This window comes from Streptomyces erythrochromogenes (assembly GCF_036170895.1).
GTDB classification, from domain to species: domain Bacteria; phylum Actinomycetota; class Actinomycetes; order Streptomycetales; family Streptomycetaceae; genus Streptomyces; species Streptomyces erythrochromogenes.
The window spans coordinates 8,382,346-8,399,404 of record NZ_CP108036.1; the positions used below are offsets into that span (position 1 = coordinate 8,382,346).

13 protein-coding genes, 1 tRNA gene and 2 pseudogenes are annotated in these 17,059 nt (G+C 74.3%); 7 read left to right on the forward strand and 9 right to left on the reverse strand.

The genetic code is table 11. The features are described from left to right. Window positions 1-37: 37 nt before the first annotated feature. From OHA91_RS38790 to OHA91_RS38810, 5 genes and pseudogenes are all read left to right on the forward strand, one after another. Window positions 38-1,420: pseudogene (locus OHA91_RS38790) on the forward strand (SWIM zinc finger family protein); the annotation flags it as partial. Window positions 1,421-1,484: 64 nt separating this feature from the next. Next, window positions 1,485-4,181 carry a DUF6493 family protein gene (locus OHA91_RS38795; RefSeq protein WP_328738254.1) on the forward strand — a complete coding sequence of 899 codons (2,697 nt, stop codon included), beginning with the start codon at window positions 1,485-1,487 and terminating at the stop codon, window positions 4,179-4,181. A 55-nt stretch (window positions 4,182-4,236) separates the two neighbouring features. Then, window positions 4,237-5,010 carry a hypothetical protein gene (locus OHA91_RS38800; RefSeq protein WP_328738253.1) on the forward strand — a complete coding sequence of 258 codons (774 nt, stop codon included), beginning with the start codon at window positions 4,237-4,239 and terminating at the stop codon, window positions 5,008-5,010. A 48-nt stretch (window positions 5,011-5,058) separates the two neighbouring features. Then, window positions 5,059-5,883 carry a MerR family transcriptional regulator gene (locus OHA91_RS38805; protein ID WP_031154729.1) on the forward strand — a complete coding sequence of 275 codons (825 nt, stop codon included), beginning with the start codon at window positions 5,059-5,061 and terminating at the stop codon, window positions 5,881-5,883. Between the two features lie 668 nt (window positions 5,884-6,551). Further along, complete coding sequence (locus tag OHA91_RS38810) at window positions 6,552-7,178, forward strand: hypothetical protein (RefSeq protein WP_266505831.1); 627 nt, start codon at window positions 6,552-6,554, stop codon at window positions 7,176-7,178. Window positions 7,179-7,308: 130 nt separating this feature from the next. On the opposite strand, the gene OHA91_RS38815 is transcribed toward OHA91_RS38810, so the two are convergent. The 3 genes from OHA91_RS38815 to OHA91_RS38825 form a co-directional block, all read right to left on the reverse strand. After that, window positions 7,309-7,383, reverse strand: a tRNA-Trp gene (locus tag OHA91_RS38815). Between the two features lie 35 nt (window positions 7,384-7,418). Then, the gene (gene puuE, locus OHA91_RS38820) at window positions 7,419-8,327 is read right to left on the reverse strand and encodes an allantoinase PuuE (protein WP_031154725.1); all 909 of its coding nucleotides are present in this window, start codon (window positions 8,325-8,327) and stop codon (window positions 7,419-7,421) included. A 62-nt stretch (window positions 8,328-8,389) separates the two neighbouring features. Then, window positions 8,390-9,010: a hypothetical protein gene (locus OHA91_RS38825; RefSeq protein ID WP_328738252.1), complete on the reverse strand. Its 621-nt coding sequence runs from the start codon at window positions 9,008-9,010 to the stop codon at window positions 8,390-8,392. A gap of 853 nt (window positions 9,011-9,863) precedes the next feature. On the opposite strand from OHA91_RS38825, the gene OHA91_RS38830 reads away from it, so the two are divergent. Continuing rightward, a complete protein-coding gene (locus OHA91_RS38830; protein ID WP_240804227.1) occupies window positions 9,864-10,268 on the forward strand; it encodes an aggregation-promoting factor C-terminal-like domain-containing protein in 405 nt (134 codons plus the stop codon). A gap of 183 nt (window positions 10,269-10,451) precedes the next feature. Here OHA91_RS38830 and OHA91_RS39990 read toward each other — a convergent pair. The 4 genes and pseudogenes from OHA91_RS39990 to OHA91_RS38845 form a co-directional block, all read right to left on the reverse strand. Beyond that, window positions 10,452-10,901: pseudogene (locus tag OHA91_RS39990) on the reverse strand (NAD(P)-dependent oxidoreductase); the annotation flags it as partial. Beyond that, a complete protein-coding gene (locus OHA91_RS38835; protein ID WP_266505817.1) occupies window positions 10,877-11,722 on the reverse strand; it encodes a hypothetical protein in 846 nt (281 codons plus the stop codon). The gene OHA91_RS38835 and the pseudogene OHA91_RS39990, both read right to left, overlap by 25 nt. After that, the gene (locus tag OHA91_RS38840; RefSeq protein ID WP_408059222.1) at window positions 11,719-12,240 is read right to left on the reverse strand and encodes a SpoIIE family protein phosphatase; all 522 of its coding nucleotides are present in this window, start codon (window positions 12,238-12,240) and stop codon (window positions 11,719-11,721) included. The genes OHA91_RS38835 and OHA91_RS38840 overlap by 4 nt, the downstream gene beginning before the upstream one ends. Window positions 12,241-12,723: 483 nt before the next feature. After that, window positions 12,724-13,719 (reverse strand): DUF4344 domain-containing metallopeptidase, encoded by a 996-nt coding sequence (locus OHA91_RS38845; protein ID WP_328738250.1) that lies wholly within the window; start codon window positions 13,717-13,719, stop codon window positions 12,724-12,726. A gap of 298 nt (window positions 13,720-14,017) precedes the next feature. Here OHA91_RS38845 and OHA91_RS38850 point away from each other — a divergent pair, with 298 nt between their 5' ends. After that, a complete protein-coding gene (locus tag OHA91_RS38850) occupies window positions 14,018-15,508 on the forward strand; it encodes a sialidase family protein (RefSeq protein ID WP_051893415.1) in 1,491 nt (496 codons plus the stop codon). Window positions 15,509-15,621: 113 nt separating this feature from the next. On the opposite strand, the gene eif5A is transcribed toward OHA91_RS38850, so the two are convergent. Both eif5A and OHA91_RS38860 read right to left on the reverse strand, forming a co-directional pair. Next, entirely contained in the window at window positions 15,622-16,089 is a 468-nt protein-coding gene (gene eif5A, locus OHA91_RS38855; protein ID WP_031154711.1) for a translation initiation factor IF-5A, read from the reverse strand. A 145-nt stretch (window positions 16,090-16,234) separates the two neighbouring features. Further along, window positions 16,235-17,014: a barstar family protein gene (locus tag OHA91_RS38860; RefSeq protein ID WP_051893414.1), complete on the reverse strand. Its 780-nt coding sequence runs from the start codon at window positions 17,012-17,014 to the stop codon at window positions 16,235-16,237. Window positions 17,015-17,059: the final 45 nt, after the last annotated feature.

Below are 17,059 nucleotides of genomic sequence, written 5' to 3' on the forward strand. Positions count from 1 at the left end.
GTCAGCGTTGTCGGTGGTCGCCCCTACGTTTGCGCCCATGAGCCGATCCATCCAGGCACTCGCCTACGCACGCCCGTCCGCCCTCACCACCGAAGGCGGCGCCGGCCTCCTCGGACTGGAGACCTCCGGCGGGCTGACCCCGGTGGGCCGCGAGGCCCACCCGCAGTTCTTCGCCGGGTTCCTGAGCTCGCCTCAGGCCGCCGCCCGGGGCCTGCTCGCCGTCGCCGACGTCGCCGCAGCCCGCTACTACCAGCGCACCCTGCGGGCCTCCCTCGACCCGGTCGTCACGGCCGGCGGCGACCGGCTGCGCTTCGAGTCCTTCTCCGGCTGCTGCGGGGTCTACGCCCGGCTCGACGTACTCCCCGAAGGCCTCGACGGCGCCGACACCGGCCACGGCACCACCAACGTCGACGTCAACAACCCGCTGCGCGAAGCCCTGTCCCGGCTCAGCGGCGACGAACCCCTCCACCTGCGGGTCGGCCCCGACGAACTGGCCGTCACCACCCTGGACGGACCCGTGGTGGAGAAGAAGGTCCCGCTGCCCGACCGCTGGCTGCGCGGCTTCGCCGAATCCCAGGTGATCACCGCCGCCTTCGACCTGCGCGCCGAGTTGTCCGCGGCCGAGGCCGTACGCTTCCTGCGCTCCCTCCCGCGCACCACCGGCACCGGACCGGGCAGCCGGGCACCCCTGTGGGTGGTCCCCGCCGGCCGCACCCTGCGCCCCACCACCCGCCCCGTCCCCGGCGCCGTCTGCCTGCCCGGCCCCGAGCGACTCACCGCCCTGCAGCGGGTGCTGCGGCACGCCACCGCACTGCGCGTGTACGGGCCCGCCGGCCACGACGGCGCCGCCACCGCCGCCGCCTGGGAGGTCGCCATGCCCGGCATGCGCCTGACCCTCACCCTCTCCCCGGAGCCCAGCCGCGGGTTCTCCGGCGAGGGCGCCGTCCTGGAGGCACTGGCCGGCGACGAGGCCGCCGCCGACGCCGACCTGGTGTCCGTGCTGCTCTCCTGGGAACCGCGCATCGACATCGCCGACCTCGCCGCCCAGAGCGGACTGAGCCCGCAGCGCGTACGCGCCGCCCTGACCCGGCTCGGCACCGCCGGCCGCGTCGGCTACGACGCCGCGGACGCCGCCTACTTCCACCGCGAACTGCCCTACGACGCCCACCGAGCCGAAGCCCGCAACCCCCGCCTCACCGCCGCCCGCACCCTCCTCGCCGACGGCGCGGTCCACCTCCACACCCCCGCCACCACCGGGTCGGGCACCGCGACCGTCCGCTCCGGCGAGCGCCGCTACCAGGTCCGCGAAGCCCCCGGCGGCGTCCTGAGCTGCACCTGCCAGTGGTGGGCCGACTACCGCGGCCGCCGCGGCCCCTGCAAACACGCCCTCGCCGTCCGCATGGCCCACCGCGAACGGACCACCACCGCCACCCCTCCCTCACCACCAACGCCGACACCACCACCGCTGCTGCCGGAGACACCCGATGAACACCCTCCTCGACGCCGTCCGCACCGGCCGCTGCGACCTGGTCACCACCCTGATCACCCCCCTCACCGCCGGCGAACGCCGCGCCCTCCTGCCCGAACTGACCACCCTGCGGCGCGAGATACGCACCTGGGACTGGAGCCGCCGCTGGGACGCCGAGCCCACCCTGCGCGCCCTGCACCTCGCCGGAGCCGCCTGCCACACCGGCCCGGCCGCCGCCGCCTCCTGGATCGCCGCCCGCGACCTGCGCGACGGCCGCACCCGCGACACCGCCCGGCTGGCCGCGCTCCTCGCCGCCCGCGACCCCGCCTGGCGCGCCGACGTCGCCCACCGCCTCGCCGCCCGCACCGCCACCGTCGAGGACGACTACCCCCTCATCCGCGCCCTCCTGGAAGGCACCGAAGCCCCCGCCCCCACCACCGACGGCTTCGTCCACGCCTGGGCCCGGGCGACCACCACCGGCACCGACACCACCACCACCACGACCAGCAGCAGTACCGGACGCCGCCCCCGCCCCCGCCCCCGTCCCCTGCGGGTCGCCCTGCGCGAAGACCCCTACACCGCCGAACTCGTACCCCGCCTGTTCGAAACCGCCGAACCCGCCCCCTCCCTCACCTGGTACGACGACCCCCAAACCCCCGGCCGCTGGCCCGCCGAACTCGCCCACCTGGCCACCGAAGGCACCGTGGAGCGCCGCGCCCTCCTCACCGGCACCGTCAACCGCCTGCTGCGCGGCGGCCGCACCGGCCACCTCGCCTTCTACACCGACCTCCTCGACGTCCTCGACCTCACCGCCGACGAACGCGCCGAGCACACCGCGGACTGGATCGCCCTGGCCGCCGACGCACCCTCACCCACCGCCGGCCGCGCCCAGCAGACCCTCACCGCGCTCTTCGAAGCCGGCCGACTCCCCGCCGAACGCCTCGCCGAGATGTCGCAGTCCGTCCTCTTCCGCCCCGAGAAGAAACTCGTCCGCGCCCAGCTCGTCCTGCTCGGCAAGGCCCTGCGCCGCGACCGGGAGGACCGCTTCACCCTGCTGCCCGCCACCGCCGCCGCCTTCGGCCACCCCGACACCGCCCTGCAGGAGAAAGCACTCAAACTCGTCGCCACCCACCTGCGCCCCGACGACGACGCCCTGCGCGCCGACCTCGCCTTCGACGCCGAACAGCTCGGCCCCGCCCTGCGGCGCACGGCCGCCGCCCTGCTCGGAACCATCGCCGACCCCGCCGGCGGCACAGGCACCGACGGCTACGAGGAGACCCTCCCCGCCGCACCCGCCCGCCGCCCCCTCACCACCGCCGGCCAGCCCATCGCCCGGACCGTCGAACTCGTCGCCGCCCTCGCCAAGACCAACGCACCGACCGCCGAGGAGACCGAGACCGCCCTCGACCTCCTGGTCCGCCACGCACACCAGGACCGGACCGCCCTGGCCGCCGCACTGCGCCCGGCCCTGGCCGACCGCCACTGGGCACGCGAAGACGCCGGCCACGCCGACCCCGCCCACCTCTCGGCCCCCGAACTCCTCGCCGCCGCCGTCCTCGGCCGCCTCGACCCCGCCGACCTCTCACCCCGGCGCCCCATCAACGGCAGGGGCTTCGGACAGCACTGCATCCACGACGCCCTCCAGCGCGTCACCACCGCCCGGGCCCGCGAAGCCGCCCTGCGCCTGCTCACCGACCCCCTCCCGTTCCTGCTGGCCACCCCCACCTGGGACTGCGGCACCCTCGAACCGCACGACCTCATCACCCGCCTGACCGCCTACGCCCGCCAGGGCGCCGAACCCGCCCCCGCCGACTTCGCCCAGGCCCTGCTGCGCGTACGGCGCGACCCCCAGGCCGCTGCCGCGGCCGACGCCCTCGCCACCCCCGAGGGGCGGCGCCTGGCCGCCTGGCTCACCGCCGACGGCGAACCGGCACCCCACACCCGCCACGTCAGCGATCGGGACCGCGGCCCGCGCACCTGGTGGGGCGCCGAACGGCTGACCGTGCGCCGCATCGTGCTGGAGGTCCCCGAACACCCCGTCATCCAGAAGGAGTTCCCGCCCGTCTTCCACCCGCTCGGCCGCCCCCGCACCGGCAGCCCGCACTGCTGGCACTGGCGCGGCCAGGAGCTCGCACACCTCGCGGTCCTGCCGCAGGACCGCGAGACGCAGGCCGTGTGGCTGCTGCCCGACCTGACCGAATGCGCCATCGACGAGGACCGCGGTGCGGGCGAAGTCCTCTCCCGGCTCGCCGAACTGGGCGGCCCCGCCGGCCCCGCACTGCACCTCGCCGTGGCCACCGGACTCGGAGCCCGCCACGCCGAGGACCGCCTCGCCGCGGTCGACGCACTCCTCGTCCTGGCCGCACGCCGGGAACTGGACACCGCCCTCCTCGGGCGCGACCTGGCCGAACTCCTGAGCCTGGGCACCGTCAAACCCAACCGGCTGGCCGACGCCGCCCGCACGGCCGCGGCCACCGGAGCGTACGCGACGACCTGGGCGTTCCTGGCCGGAGCCCTGCCCGCCGTCCTCACCGACGGCCCGGCCCGCGGCGCGGGCGAACTCCTCGCCGTGGCCGCCGACTGCGCGGAGCACTGCCGCCCCGGCGGCCCGCCGCCCGAGGGCCTGGCCCCGGCCGCCGCCCGCAAGGGCACCTCCCAACTGGCCACCCAGGCCCGCCGCCTGCACACCGCCCTGACCACCACCGCCGGATAGACCGCCCGCCCTGCTCACCGATGCCGCCGACCCCACCAGGAAGTCCCCGGCCCCGGTGAGCGCGGCGCGCACTCCGGCCCACCCCGCCCTGGAGACGCCCCGGGGCGGCCGGCCACGGGCTCCCGGGTGCCCCGCCGGCGTCCCGGCCCTGCTCCGCGGCCTCCTGGACGAGACGGCCGGCCCCGAAGCCCTGCGGGTACCGGGCATCGTCCTGATGGACGGCGTCCTGCACATGAGCGCCGTGATGCCCGCCGCCCTGCCCTACCTGATCGGCCTGGCAGCCGTCCCCGGCACCACGGTGCGGCCCGGCCTGCTCGACCTCCTGATCGCCGCCGCGGACCTGTCGGCGCCCGCCGACGCGTGCCGAGCGGCCGAGCCGCGCCCCCGGCCCCGGCCCGGGCGCGGGTCAGGGGGGACGCGATGCGATCCTGCACCGGTGGACCCCAACGACAAGCACTGGCGGACCTGGACACTCAGGCTCCTGGCCCTCCTCGCCGCCGACCTCCCCGACCAGCAGGCCTGGCTGGGCGAGCGCCGGCTCACCGTGCAAACCGCCGTCGAAGAGGTCGAGTTCGCCGGCAGCATCGCCGAAGGCCTCACCGACCGCGCGGTCTTCACCCCCGGGCACCTGCACACCCTCCAGGCCATCGCCCGCCGCACCGGCGCCCTCGACGCCACCGCCCGCACCGCACGGTGGGCCGACTCCCTGGCCGCCGACCCCGCCTGGAACGACGTCCGCACCCTCGCCCGCGACTTCCTCCACACCCTCCCCGACGACCGGCCCCGGCCCCTGCCGCATCCCGTCCGCCCGAACCCCGGTGACTGCTGAACCCGCCCGGTTGACCCTGACCCTGGGGGAGAGGGGAGCGTAGCGGCCATGGAGGAAGAAGCACTGCTCAGCATCGGCGCGTTCGCCCGCCGGGCACGGCTGTCGCACAAGGCCCTGCGCCTCTACGACCGCCACGGCCTGCTGCCGCCCGACCACGTCGACGCCGTCACCGGCTACCGGTACTACCGGGAGGGCCGGCTCGCCGCCGCCCGGCTGATCGTGCGGCTGCGCGGGCTGGACATGCCGCTGGCCGACGTCGGCGCGGTCCTGGCCGCCCCCGCCCCGGAGGCGGCCCGGCTGGTGGCCGAGTACTGGGACGGCGTCGAGCGCCGCCACGCGGCGCAGCGCGAGCTGGCGGCGCACCTCCGTATCCACCTGCTCGGAGACGAAGGGAGTACGGACATGTACGAGATCCAGGAGCGCGAGGTGCCGCAGCAGCTGGTCCTCACGGAACAGCGGCACATCACCCCGGAGGAGCTGCCCGACTGGATACCGGCCGCCCTGGGCCGGCTGGCCCCGGTGGCAGAGGCGCACGGGGGCTTCTTCGGTGACCCGTTCGTCGTCTACCACGGGGAGGTCAACGAGGACAGCGACGGCCCCGTGGAGCTCTGCGTCCCGGTGGACCCGGCCCGCGCCGGCCGGCTCCCGGCGGCCTCCCGCACCGAACCGGCCCACACACAGGCCTACACCCGCCTCACCAAGGCGCAGACGGCCTACCCGCAGATCCTCTCCGCCTACGACGCGGTCTACGCGTGGGCGCAGCGCGAGGCCCGCACCACGACGGCGGCGCCCCGCGAGGTCTACTTCGTGGACTGGTCCGAGATCGGCCCGGCCGACCCGGCCTGCGACATCGCCGTCCCCCTGGCCGACTGACCGCCACGCCGTACGCGGAGCGGGGGCGCGGGGGCGTGCCGTACCGCCGCGCCGGACCTGCGCCGGACCGGCCCTCCGCGCTCGCCGTGTCCACCGGCTCCTGCGGGGAGGAACCGGGCCGGGAGCGCCTCCCGGCCCGGTTCCGGTCGCAGTACCACGCCCCCGCGCCCACCAGCACGGCCGCCCCGACCCCGTACAGGGGCAGCCACAGGGTCGTCGTGGACGCCAGGCAGTCGGCGACGGCCTTCTCCCGCCGGCTCTCCGCGCGTACGCCAGCGCGGCGGCGTCGCTGCCGGCCGGCTCCGCCACGGCCGCCCTGGTGCGGATGACCTCGTACCTGCCGATGCCCTCGCAGCCGCTGCGGGTGCCCGGCATCGGGATTCGAGGGCTGGGGTCGTGCACGGGCCCCTCCTGCAGGGTCGGAGGCATCGCCACCGGCATCCGCCGCGCGCCGCCGCGGGCCCCGGCGCCATGCCGGGGGCGGGCCGATGGGGGACCGGAGGGGGCCCGGATGGGGGAGCCGCGCCGCCTGTCACGCGCCTGTGACAGTCGGCGGACAGCTTCATGAAGTCCGGGAGTCAGTCTTTTAACCAGAGAACAAACCGGACATTTCGCCCCAAGTTCTCTGGATCCGATCTTCCCCCCGCCTCTTCTTTGGAGTCATTCCCATGTTCCGTACCACCTCCCGTAAGCAGCGTTTCGCGATGTACGCCGTCTCGGCCGCGATCGTCGGAGGGGGCGTGCTGGTTCCCACCAGTGCTTTCGCCGCCCCGGCAGCGGCCGGTACGACCTCGGTCGCTGCCCAGGCGAAGAGCGGTCACGAGAGCGAGGGCAAGAACAAGAAGGACAAGTGGGAGAACAAGAACAAGAAGCACAGCAAGGGCAAGAAGAACGAGAAGAAGCACGGCAAGGGCAAGAAGAACAAGGTCCGCGACGTGGAGAACATGCCGGGCTGCAAGTTCTACCAGGGCAAGGTCTACTGCGAGCACAAGGCCGACAAGCCCGCCCCGGCCCCCGAGACCAAGCCGGCCCCGAAGCCGGACCCGGTGGTCGTGGACAAGGAGAACCCCGACAAGGTCCAGACCCCCGAGACGAAGCCCGAGACCAAGCCGGAGACCGCGCCGGAGACGAAGCCGGAGACCGCGCCGGAGACGAAGCCGGAGACGAAGCCGGAGACCGCGCCGGAGACCGCGCCCGAGACCAAGCCCGAGTCGGCCCCGGAGCAGGAGTCCGCGCCCGCCCAGGAGTCCGCTCCGCAGCAGGAGACGGCCTCGGCCTCCACCGAGGAAGGCTGAACCGCACCGGGACCCCGCGCCATGGCTCTGCGCACCCGGCACTGAGCGCACGGTACGCAAGACCGCAGCCGATCAGCCCCTGCCGGATCCCACCGGGATCCGACGGGGGCTTCGCGGCGGCTACGGGAGGCGGAGCCGGCCGGATTCGAACCGGCGTCCTCACGGTTTTGGAGACCGCGCGCGACGACCTCTGCGCTACGGCCCCGCCCGCCCGGCATCCTAAGCGCACACGCACACGGTTCAGCCTGCGGGCGGGTGCGTGGCCAGCCAGTGCCGTGCGATCTCCTCCCGCGTGGCGACCCACGCCCCGCCCCGCTGCGCGACGTGCTTCAAGAACCCGTCGAGCGCGCGGATCCGCCCGGGCCGCCCGATGATCCGGCAGTGCAGGCCGACGCTCATCATGCGCGGCCGGTCCGCGCCCTCTGCGCGGAGCGTCTCGAAGGTGTCGACGAGGTAGGCGAGCATGTCCTCGGCGGTCGTGAAACCGTGGACGATCAGGAACTTGAAGTCGTTCGCGTCGAGGCTGTACGGCACCACCAGGTGCGGGCGGCCGCCCGCCTCGACGTAGAACGGCAGGTCGTCGGAGTAGTCGTCGCTGTCGTAGAGGAAACCGCCCTCCCCGGCGACCAGCCGCCTGGTGTTCGCGCTGGTCCGGCCGGTGTACCAGCCCACCGGCCGGCGCCCGGCGAGCCGCCCGATCACCGCGGCCGTGCGCGCGATGTCGGCCCGCTCGACGTCCTCGGGCACGTGCCGGTAGTCGATCCACCGCCACCCGTGGCCCGCCACCTCCCAGCCGGCTGCGCCCATCGCGCGCGCCGCGTCGGGGTTGCGCTCCAGGGCCTGCCCCACGGCGTGGACGGTCAGCGGCGCACCGTGCGCCGCCAGCGTGCGGTGGATGCGCCAGAAACCGGCGCGCGAGCCGTAGGCGAACATCGACTCCACGTTCAGGTCGCGCCCGCCCGTCACGGGCGGCGCACCCACGATCTCGTGGAGGTACCCCTCCGAGGCGCGGTCGCCCTCCAGGACGTTCTGCTCCCCGCCCTCCTCGTAGTTCAGCACGAGGCTGACGGCGACGCGGGCACCCCCGGGCCACGCCGCACGCGGCGGCTCGGCGCCGTACCCGGCGAGATCACGCTGCTGCTCGGACACGGCCCGCACCCTACCGCCGCCACCCCGCCCCCGCCGCGCACACGCGCCCGGCCCGGGGAGGTCTAGTACAGCTTGTTCACCGCGGTACGCAGCGTCTTCTTCCAGGAGGCCACGGGCGGCTCGCCCCAATAGCTCGACCACAGCACCAGCGTGACGGTGTCCCCGTCGCGGCCCACGCCCCACAGGTAGTTGAAGTGGGGGCGCTCATGGGCGTCCGCATCGAAGGTGTACATGCCCTGGAGGGTCGCTCCCTCCTCCACGTCCACCACCCCGTGGTCGTAGCCGGTCGCGGTCACCCCCGGCGGCTGCGGCCGGTTCGCGCAGCCGGCGTAGTTGTGCCGGGTCGCCTCCGCGAACGCGACCGCCTCGGCCTCGGTGGCGAAGACCACCACCTTCTGCTGGGCGAAGGCGGTCTCGGCGGTGGTGAAATCCCGGTGCCACACGTTCACCTCGGGCCGCCCTTCCGGCCACCCCTCCAGGCACGCGTCGTACGAGTCGCCCCACCCCCGCGCGATCGGCGCGGCCCGCCACGACTCGGTCGTGGGCAGGTCGGAGATGTACAGGCTCCCCGGCCGCGGCCGCCACTGGTCGGCGCCCGCGGCCGGGCCCGACGCCACTGCGACGGCCAGTACCGCGGCCCCCGCCACGACACAGCCCCCGCGCACCCTCGTACGTACCGCCATGGTCCGCTTCCCCCCGCACGTCTCGGTCACGTGCCTCCAGCCTGAGGCGCCGCCGCCCCGGAACCCGGACCATCCGCCCGCAAACGACCAGAAACCCCACCCTCATTGACCGAAAACGGCAAAAACCCCCAAGAGGACCCCCGCCCTCCGGACGCACCACCTCAGGCGGGGCTCGGACCTCCGCGGAACCCCCGTCCCGCATCCCGTCCCGCGCCCCGTCCCGCGCCCCGGTGCACCGCCGCCGCGCCGCCGAGGCCCCGCCCCGCGTCGACTACGCCCTCACCGAGGCCGGCGCCGCCCCGCCCGCCCCGATCCGCGCCCCGCGTTCCCGGGCGGCCCGCCCACGGAGACGGCGTACCGGCGTACCGGCGGCGCAGGCCCGCTCCCGCCGGCCCTGGCCCCGGGCCGGTGCCGCGGCGGGCAAGGAAGACAGCCCCAGACCGCTCATTTCCTTCGAATCCACCGCAATACGGACATCTGCCCCGGTCCCTCAAAGGGGTACGTCCGGTGACATTCGGTGAGATCCGGGCGTCCCGGTCGTGACCCGCCCCATAGGACTCACGTCACACACGAAGCGCGATAGTAGCCCCGAAGGCACCGCTGCGGCCCCTCCCATCCCGCTCCCACCTGCACGAACACCGTCCCGCCCCCGGCGGGGCCGACGGTCCCCGACTGCGAAGCCCCCTAGTAATGGCGGTCGTTGCCAGGGGGTCGGGGCGTCTGTAGAACTGGATGAGTCGCCGGGCGGCACGGGTCCTCCCCGCCGCCGACGAACCCCTCTCCACCGCGTGAGTGGCTCACGCATGCCGCAGGCATGCCGCGACCGCCCTTGTCCCCTGTGGAAGGTATCTCCGTGTCCAACTCCGTCATCCGCCGCATCGCCGCCTCCAAGAAGGCCCTCGCGGGCACCGTCGTCGCCCTCGGTGTCGCCGGCTCCATGCTCGCCACGGTTCCCGCCCAGGCGGCCCCGACGAGCGCCAAGGCGATCGCCCAGCAGATGATCAAGGACCCGGCGCAGTTCGCGGCCTTCAACAACATCGTTTCCCGCGAGAGCGGCTGGAACCACACCGCCACGAACGCCTCCTCCGGCGCGTACGGCCTGGTCCAGGCCCTGCCGGCCTCGAAGATGTCCTCCGCGGGCGCCGACTGGAAGACCAACCCGGCCACCCAGATCAAGTGGGGCCTGGACTACATGAACGAGCGCTACGGCAGCCCCGTCGGCGCCTGGAACTTCTGGCAGACCCACCACTGGTACTAAGCCACCAGCGGGCAGCCGACGCACACGAATAGACGCCCGGCCGGGACCTCCCGGCCGGGCGTCTTCCGCATACCCGGCCGGGACGGCTGGACCGCGACCGTGACGGGCGAACCGCCGCGCGCCACCCCGCGTTTCGGCTTCCGGGACGTCCGCGTGCGCATCGCGCCGGACGCGAACGGTGGTGCCCGAGCCGAGGGCCGAGAGCCAGACCAGGCGCGTCACGCCGGCTGCGGCCATGGCCTCCAGCACGGGCCCGGCGGTGCGGGTGGCGAGAGCGGACCTGTAGTCCTTGCCCGGTCCCAGGGCGCAGATCAGGGCCTGGCTGCCCCGGGCCGCCTCCTCGACGTCCGCAGCGCAGGCGGCGTCGCCGATGGCGACGGTGACGCGCGCGTCACCGCGCTCCGGCAGCCGGGCCGGGTCACGGACCAGTGCGGTGACCCGGTGCCCGGCCGCGAGGGCCTGCCGGAGCACCTGCCGGCCGATGGGGCCCGTGGCACCGAGAACGGTGAGCTGCATGATCAGGCCTCCTTGGCGTGGGGCGCGGTGGCGGGCCCGCGTTCCGAGAATCCCGCACGGCCCGCCGCCCCCCCCCCGGGGGCCCACGCCTCCTACTCCGCGGGCGTGATCCGCCATGTGCCGCTGCGTACGTCGAGGGTCGCCGTGAAGTCGGCCCGCTGCGGGAACGCAACGTCCAGCCGCCACGGCCGCGGCAGGGCGGCCAGCCCGATGATCACCCGGTCCTCGGTGACTTCACCCAGCGCCCCGATCCAATGGGGTGCGGCGGCGATCAGCTGCTCGGCCGGCCCGGGCCCGGGCTCGGGAACGCGCACCGAGGGCCCCTCGGCGAGGCCGGGGAGGCCGGTGAGGGCGGAGCCGGCCAGCAGGGCCAGCAGCCGCGCCAGGACCGCGGCCGGCAGGGCGGGATCGCGGGTCTCCAGCAGCACGTAGCAGTCGTCGTGGCCCGAGAACCAGACCCGGGAGTCTTCTAGACGGCTCAGGAGCGGCTCGTCGCCGCGGGCCGTGCCGAGTACGAGGGCGACCTCGTCGAGCCGGTCCGCGGTCACGTCGGCGGGCACGTCGATCAGGGACAGTTCGTACGGCGACCAGGTGCCGTCGAGGAAACGGGGCAGGAGAGCGCGGTCCATCACCAGGAGCTCCTCCGCGAGTCCGTGCGTGCCGGACGCCCAGGACCCCAGGGGGTGGACCGTGCACGGCACGCCGAGGTCGGCCGCGATCAGCGAGGGCGGCAACGGCCGCCAGTCCTCGTCCAGGTAGGAGTTGGTCTCCAGCGACACCACCGCGACCGCGCCGTTCGCCGTGGCCGCGGCGACGAGCAGGTCGGCCAACTCGCCCGCCTGCGCCGCGCAGGCGGCCACCCGCCACACCCCCGCCCCGCCCTCGCGGACGCTGAAGCCCAACGGGAACGGCCGGCCCTCCATGCCGACACTGTTCACGCCGAACGCACCGTGCTGTGCGACCTCGACCACTGCTCACCCCCGGGGATCCGCCGGCCACCGTTGCGGTGCCCGCCGCCGCCCATCATCGCGACATCGTCGTGGAGGCGGGTGTGGCGGGGGAGGTCGGTGTCGAGGAAGTTGATGACGTCGGCGGGTCCGGGGGCGGGGCGGTCCGCGAACCGGTGGCGCAGGCGGTTCACCAGCGGGTAGAAGTCGCCGTCGGTGTCGCGGGGCTCCACCAGCCCGCCAGTGACCAGCAGCAGGATGTCGCCCCGGGCGAACCGGTGGCGCCACACCGCAGCCGTGCCGGTCTCGGCCAGGCCGCCCAGGCCCAGCGGCAGCGCCGGCAGGCCGCTCAGGACCCGTACCTCGCCGCGGGAGATGAGGACCGGCTCGACGTGCCCGTGGTCGGTCACCGGCACCCGGTGCGCCAGGCTGTCGTACTCGATGAGCACGGCGGTCGCGAACAGCTCCTCGCCCTGGGCCTCCTGCGCCTTTGCGGCCAGCTCGCCCAGGTGCTGGAGATGAGCAAGGGCACCATCGGCCACCACGTGCGCGTGCTGCGCGAGGCGGGCCTGGTCCGCCTGGCCGAGACCCGCCGGGTACGCGGCGGCACCGAGCAGTACTCCGCCCTGGTCGGCAGAGGCTTCACACTGCACCAGGACGCGGCGGTCGGCCCGGAGTTCCTGATCAACGCAGCCCTCGCAGAGACGCTGCCGAGCCCGCCCGGCCAGGGCCTCGCACACCGTCCTGCGCCACCTCTGGCTCACCGGTGCCGAGGCGCGGGCCCTGGAGGCCCGGCTGCGCACGATGGTCGACGAGCCGCACCCGACGGACCCCGCGCGCGGCGAGCCGTACGGGCTGCTGGTCGGCCTCTTGCGCGCCGGGAAGTGGCCGCCGCGTCGTGTGCCAGGCGCCCGTCCGGCACCGGCGCGTCGCGCCCCGCCCACAGGGCCGGCCACCGGCCGGCGGCGGACGGTCTCATGGGCGGGACCGGCTCATTGGCTGCTGCGGATCTCGTCGATCCGCTCCGCCAGGGCCTGCGTCTCCGCCACCAGCCGCGCATGCGCCTTCTTCTGCTCCCCGTCACCCCGGGCCTTGAACGCCGGGCTGAAGTGCGGCTGGAGCTGGGTCCACCAGCCGTAGTCCAGCATCGCCCACGCCTGCGGGCACAAGGGGGCGCGGGTCTTCGGGAGATAGCCGCTGTCGACCAGGGACCGCTGGTACTTCTTCGGGTCGCTGCCGTACAGGTAGCACAGGAAGTTGTAGGCCCGCTGCTGGGTGACCGGGTGGTCGCTCGACATGCCCTCCAGGGTCGGCCGGCCCTCCTTGCGGGCGATCTCGTCGAAGAGGACCGCGGCGGCCAGCGACGGCCCCGGCCCGACCTCGTTGACGGTGTAGAAGGACGCGAAGCCGTCGGCGGCGTCCTCTTCGAGGCCGAGGTTGGCCAGCAGCAACTGGCGCTGCAGCGCATGGCCCATCTCGTGGCCGAAGATGAACTCCGTCGACAGCACGGTCAGGTCGTCGGTGTTGTACTGCGACGCCGTCAACGGCACGGGCCGCTCGACGGTCTTCACGACATCGGCGAAGGCCTTCTCGATCTCGGCCAGGAACGGCGGCGGGACGAAGATCGTCCTGCCGTCGGGCTGGGTGACGGCGTCGGTGACGCCGCGCGGCACGTCGGCGGTGACCTTCACGACCAGGTCGTGCGGGAGGGCGAGCGTCCTGTTCACCCAGTCGGCCGACCGCTCCAGCACCCCGGACTTCCGGATCAGCGCCACGACCTGCCGGTCCTGCGGTGCGACCGTACCGGTCTCGTAGACGACGCTGACCCGGCCCGAGCGCGCCGCCTGCGGGTGCGGCCCCGCCCCGGGCACCTGCCCGCCGTCGCGCGCCCCGCCGCCGCACCCCGTCACGACGACCCCGGCAAGGGCCAGCACGCCCGTCAGCACCACGACGCGCGTCCTCTTCGAGCAACCGGCGGTGTTCGGCATCCTTGATCCGCTCCCGTGATCCGCCCCGTCGCGTGTCCCCGCACCGATCCTCCGGCCGCCGGGAGGCGGGTGCCCGTCGAGGCGCCCGTTCGGGGGAGGGCCCGCCCGTGCGCGTCCGCCCGAGCACGTCCGCCGTGCACCTCGGCGACGCCGGGGAAGAGCACGCCGTTCGGCCCATCAAGGGCCCCGGCCACGACGCCGAAGAACACCAGGCCGAGTCATCACGTCACCCCACCCCCGCCCGCCGACCACGACGGTCCCGCACCGAACGGCCGCCCAGGCCCGGAGGAGATCCCGTATGCGCGCCTTCCCGCCCCTGGCCGCTGCCGCCGCTGCTGCGCTCCTGCTCGCCACGGTCACCGCCGCGACCCCCGCGACCGCAGACCGCAACCCCGGCCCCGGCGCCGCCCCGGACGGCGCACCCCTGGTCAGGGTGTCCCACGGCGACCCGTACGCGGACTGCACCATCGGCGCCAGGTCCCCCGACAGCGTCGTCTACCCGGGCACCGAGGTCGAGCCGTACCTGTCCGTCGACCCGAACCACCCCGAGCGCGTGGTCACCGTGTACCAGCAGGACCGCTGGAACGACGGCGGCGCCCGCGGCCTGGTCGCCTCCTGGACCACGGACGGCCGCACCTTCCACCGCAGCACGCTGCCGTTCAGCCTCTGCGCCCCGGGCGGCGCCGACTACGAACGGGCCACCGACCCCTGGGTGAGCACCGGCCCCGACGGAACCGTCTACGCCAGTGGGGAAGGCGTCGACTTCACCCGGAGCACCCGCAGCGCCCTCCTGGCCGCCACCTCCCGCGACGGCGGCCGCACCTGGCACCACCTCACCACCACGCACGTCGACGAGCAGCCGTTCTTCAACGACAAGCCCTCCCTCACCGCCGACCCGATCCGCAAGGGCACCGCCTACCAGGTCTGGAACCGCCTGGACAACGACCCGCCCGGCCCGAGCTCCCTCGACGGCCCCGGCTACATCTCCCTCACCCGCGACGGCGGCCGCACCTGGAGCAAGGCCCGGCCGTTCGTCGACACCGCCGCCGTGCCCAATACCCAGACCATCGGCCACGTGATCGTCGTCGACCCCCGCACCGGCACCCTGTACGACTTCTTCGACCGGATCACCTACTCCGACGACCTGAGCACCGTCACCGAAGCCCACTACGCGATGGTCACCTCGACCGACGCCGGCCGGACCTGGAGCGCCCCGACCACCGTCGCCCGGGACACCTCCGTACCGGAGGTCCACCCCAACGACCCCGCCAAGGCACTGCGCGCCGCATCCACCCTGCCCAGCCCGGCCGTCGACCCGAAGACCGGAACCCTGTACATGGCCTACGAAGGCTCGGACTTCTCCGGCGGCGACTTCGACTCCGTCCAGCTCGTGCGCTCCACCGACGGCGGACGCACCTGGGGGAGCCCCGAGCTGATCAGCCCCCCGGGCGTGCCGGCCTTCTCCCCGTCGATCGCGGTCGACGAACGGGGCACCGTCGCACTCACCTACTACGACCTGCGCTTCCTGGAGCCCGGCGACACCACCACCCTGCCCACCGCCTACCAGCTGGCCACGCTGCCGCACGGCGACCCGGAGCGGCAGAGCGAACGACAGGTCTCGCGGGTCTTCGACTGGCTGCAGGCGCCGTTCGCCGGGGGCTACTTCCTCGGCGACTACCAGGGCCTGGCAGCGGACGGCAAGGGAGTGCGGGCGGTCCTGACCGAGACCCACTCCGACGCGCCCCGCAACCGTACGGACGTGTACACCGCCACCCTCCGCACCCACTGACCGCCCGCCCGCCCATCCGCCCGGGCGGGCGGCGGTCGAGGCGTTCCGATTGAGGATCCGGTCGGCGGGGGCCGCGGCAGCCGGCCGCTGCGCACCGGCCGCCGCGGGGCTCGCTACTCCGCGCGGTGGCCGGTGACGGCTTCCCGGCCCATGGCGCGGGTCACGGCGACGCGGACGCCCCTGCCGGCGGCGAAGTCGCTCTCGATGTCCCGGCCGAGCGTGCCCTCCGGCAGCGCGATGCCGTCCCTGGCCTCGCCCGTGGACTCGCCCACGAGCGAGAGGTACCCGTCGTCGATGCCGGTCAGCACGTACTCGGTGAGGACGACCACCGGTACCTGCACGTCGTGGGCGCAGGGGTGCATGTCCTCGTGCCTCTCGCCGGTGAAGATGTCGATCCCCGTGAGGTTCACCTCGGTCTGGCCGCGCTGACCCGACTTCGAGATCGAGACGTCGGTGAGCCTGCAGGGAAAGCCGTCCATGAGCACATGGCCGTTCCTGCGCAGGGTCCCCGCCCGCATCGGGAACGTGTCGCTCCCACTGGCTTCCGCAGGCGGTTCGAAGTCGAGGTCCACGTCGCTCATGCTGCCTCCTGTTGCGAAGGTTTCCGCTGGTCGAGCCGCAGTAGACCACCTCCCGCCACGCGAAGCACCGACCGTTCCCCCGACGGGGTGAGCGGGGGCGCACCCACCCGCCGCGTACGGCCCAACACCCCACCCGCCTCCCCGTTCAGGGCCCGCCGGGCCCCGCACCGGCGCGGCCACCGACACCTCGCCCAGCCGGAACTCCTCGGCGCAGGTGGTCGGAGCGGGACTGGAGGATGGCCAGGGCCTCGTGGATCGAGCAGCCGAGGTGCTCGCGGAACAGCGTGATGGCCTGGACGTTCATGCCGCTGAGGATCTCCTCATCCGCGAAGGAGAGCGGGCCGGCCGTCCAGGGCGCGGACGCGGGATCTCCACCGGGCCAGTCGACGTCGGTCAGGGTGACGAGCAGGCGGCCGTCCGAGAGCGCCACCGCCACGTCCATGCCGCGGGCCGCCGCTTCCGCGAAGGCGACGGGAGCGGTGTGGTCCAGGAGGAAGACGAAGTGCTGGGCCATAGGCCGACGCCACTCGTCGAGCTCGCCGTCGGCGTCCAGGCGGAGGTTGGAGTTCCAGGCAGCCTGGGCCAGGACCGACACGAACAGCCCGAGGAAGTCCGACATCAGCAGGTCGTCCGCGTGGTCGATCAGGATCGCGAGGTCCTGATCGCCGTGCCCGGAGCCGTGCCAGTCGTGGAGGCAGTCCACGAGCGCGTCCCAGTTGTGGCCGAAGTAGCCGAGGAACGACAACTCCCGGGCGAACGTGCGGAAGACGGACGCCGCATCCCGCATCTCCCGGCCGTCCAGCCGCAGGACCAGCCCGTTGCGCTGCACGAGCGCGGCCGTTTCCGACGCCAGCCACGGGTCGGTCGGGGAAGTGAACACGACCCAGGGGGAGCGTCGATCGGTCAGGGTGGGCGTCGGCGGCATGGACGGGATCCTTGCACGGCACTTGCCGGAGGACCGAGCGATTAA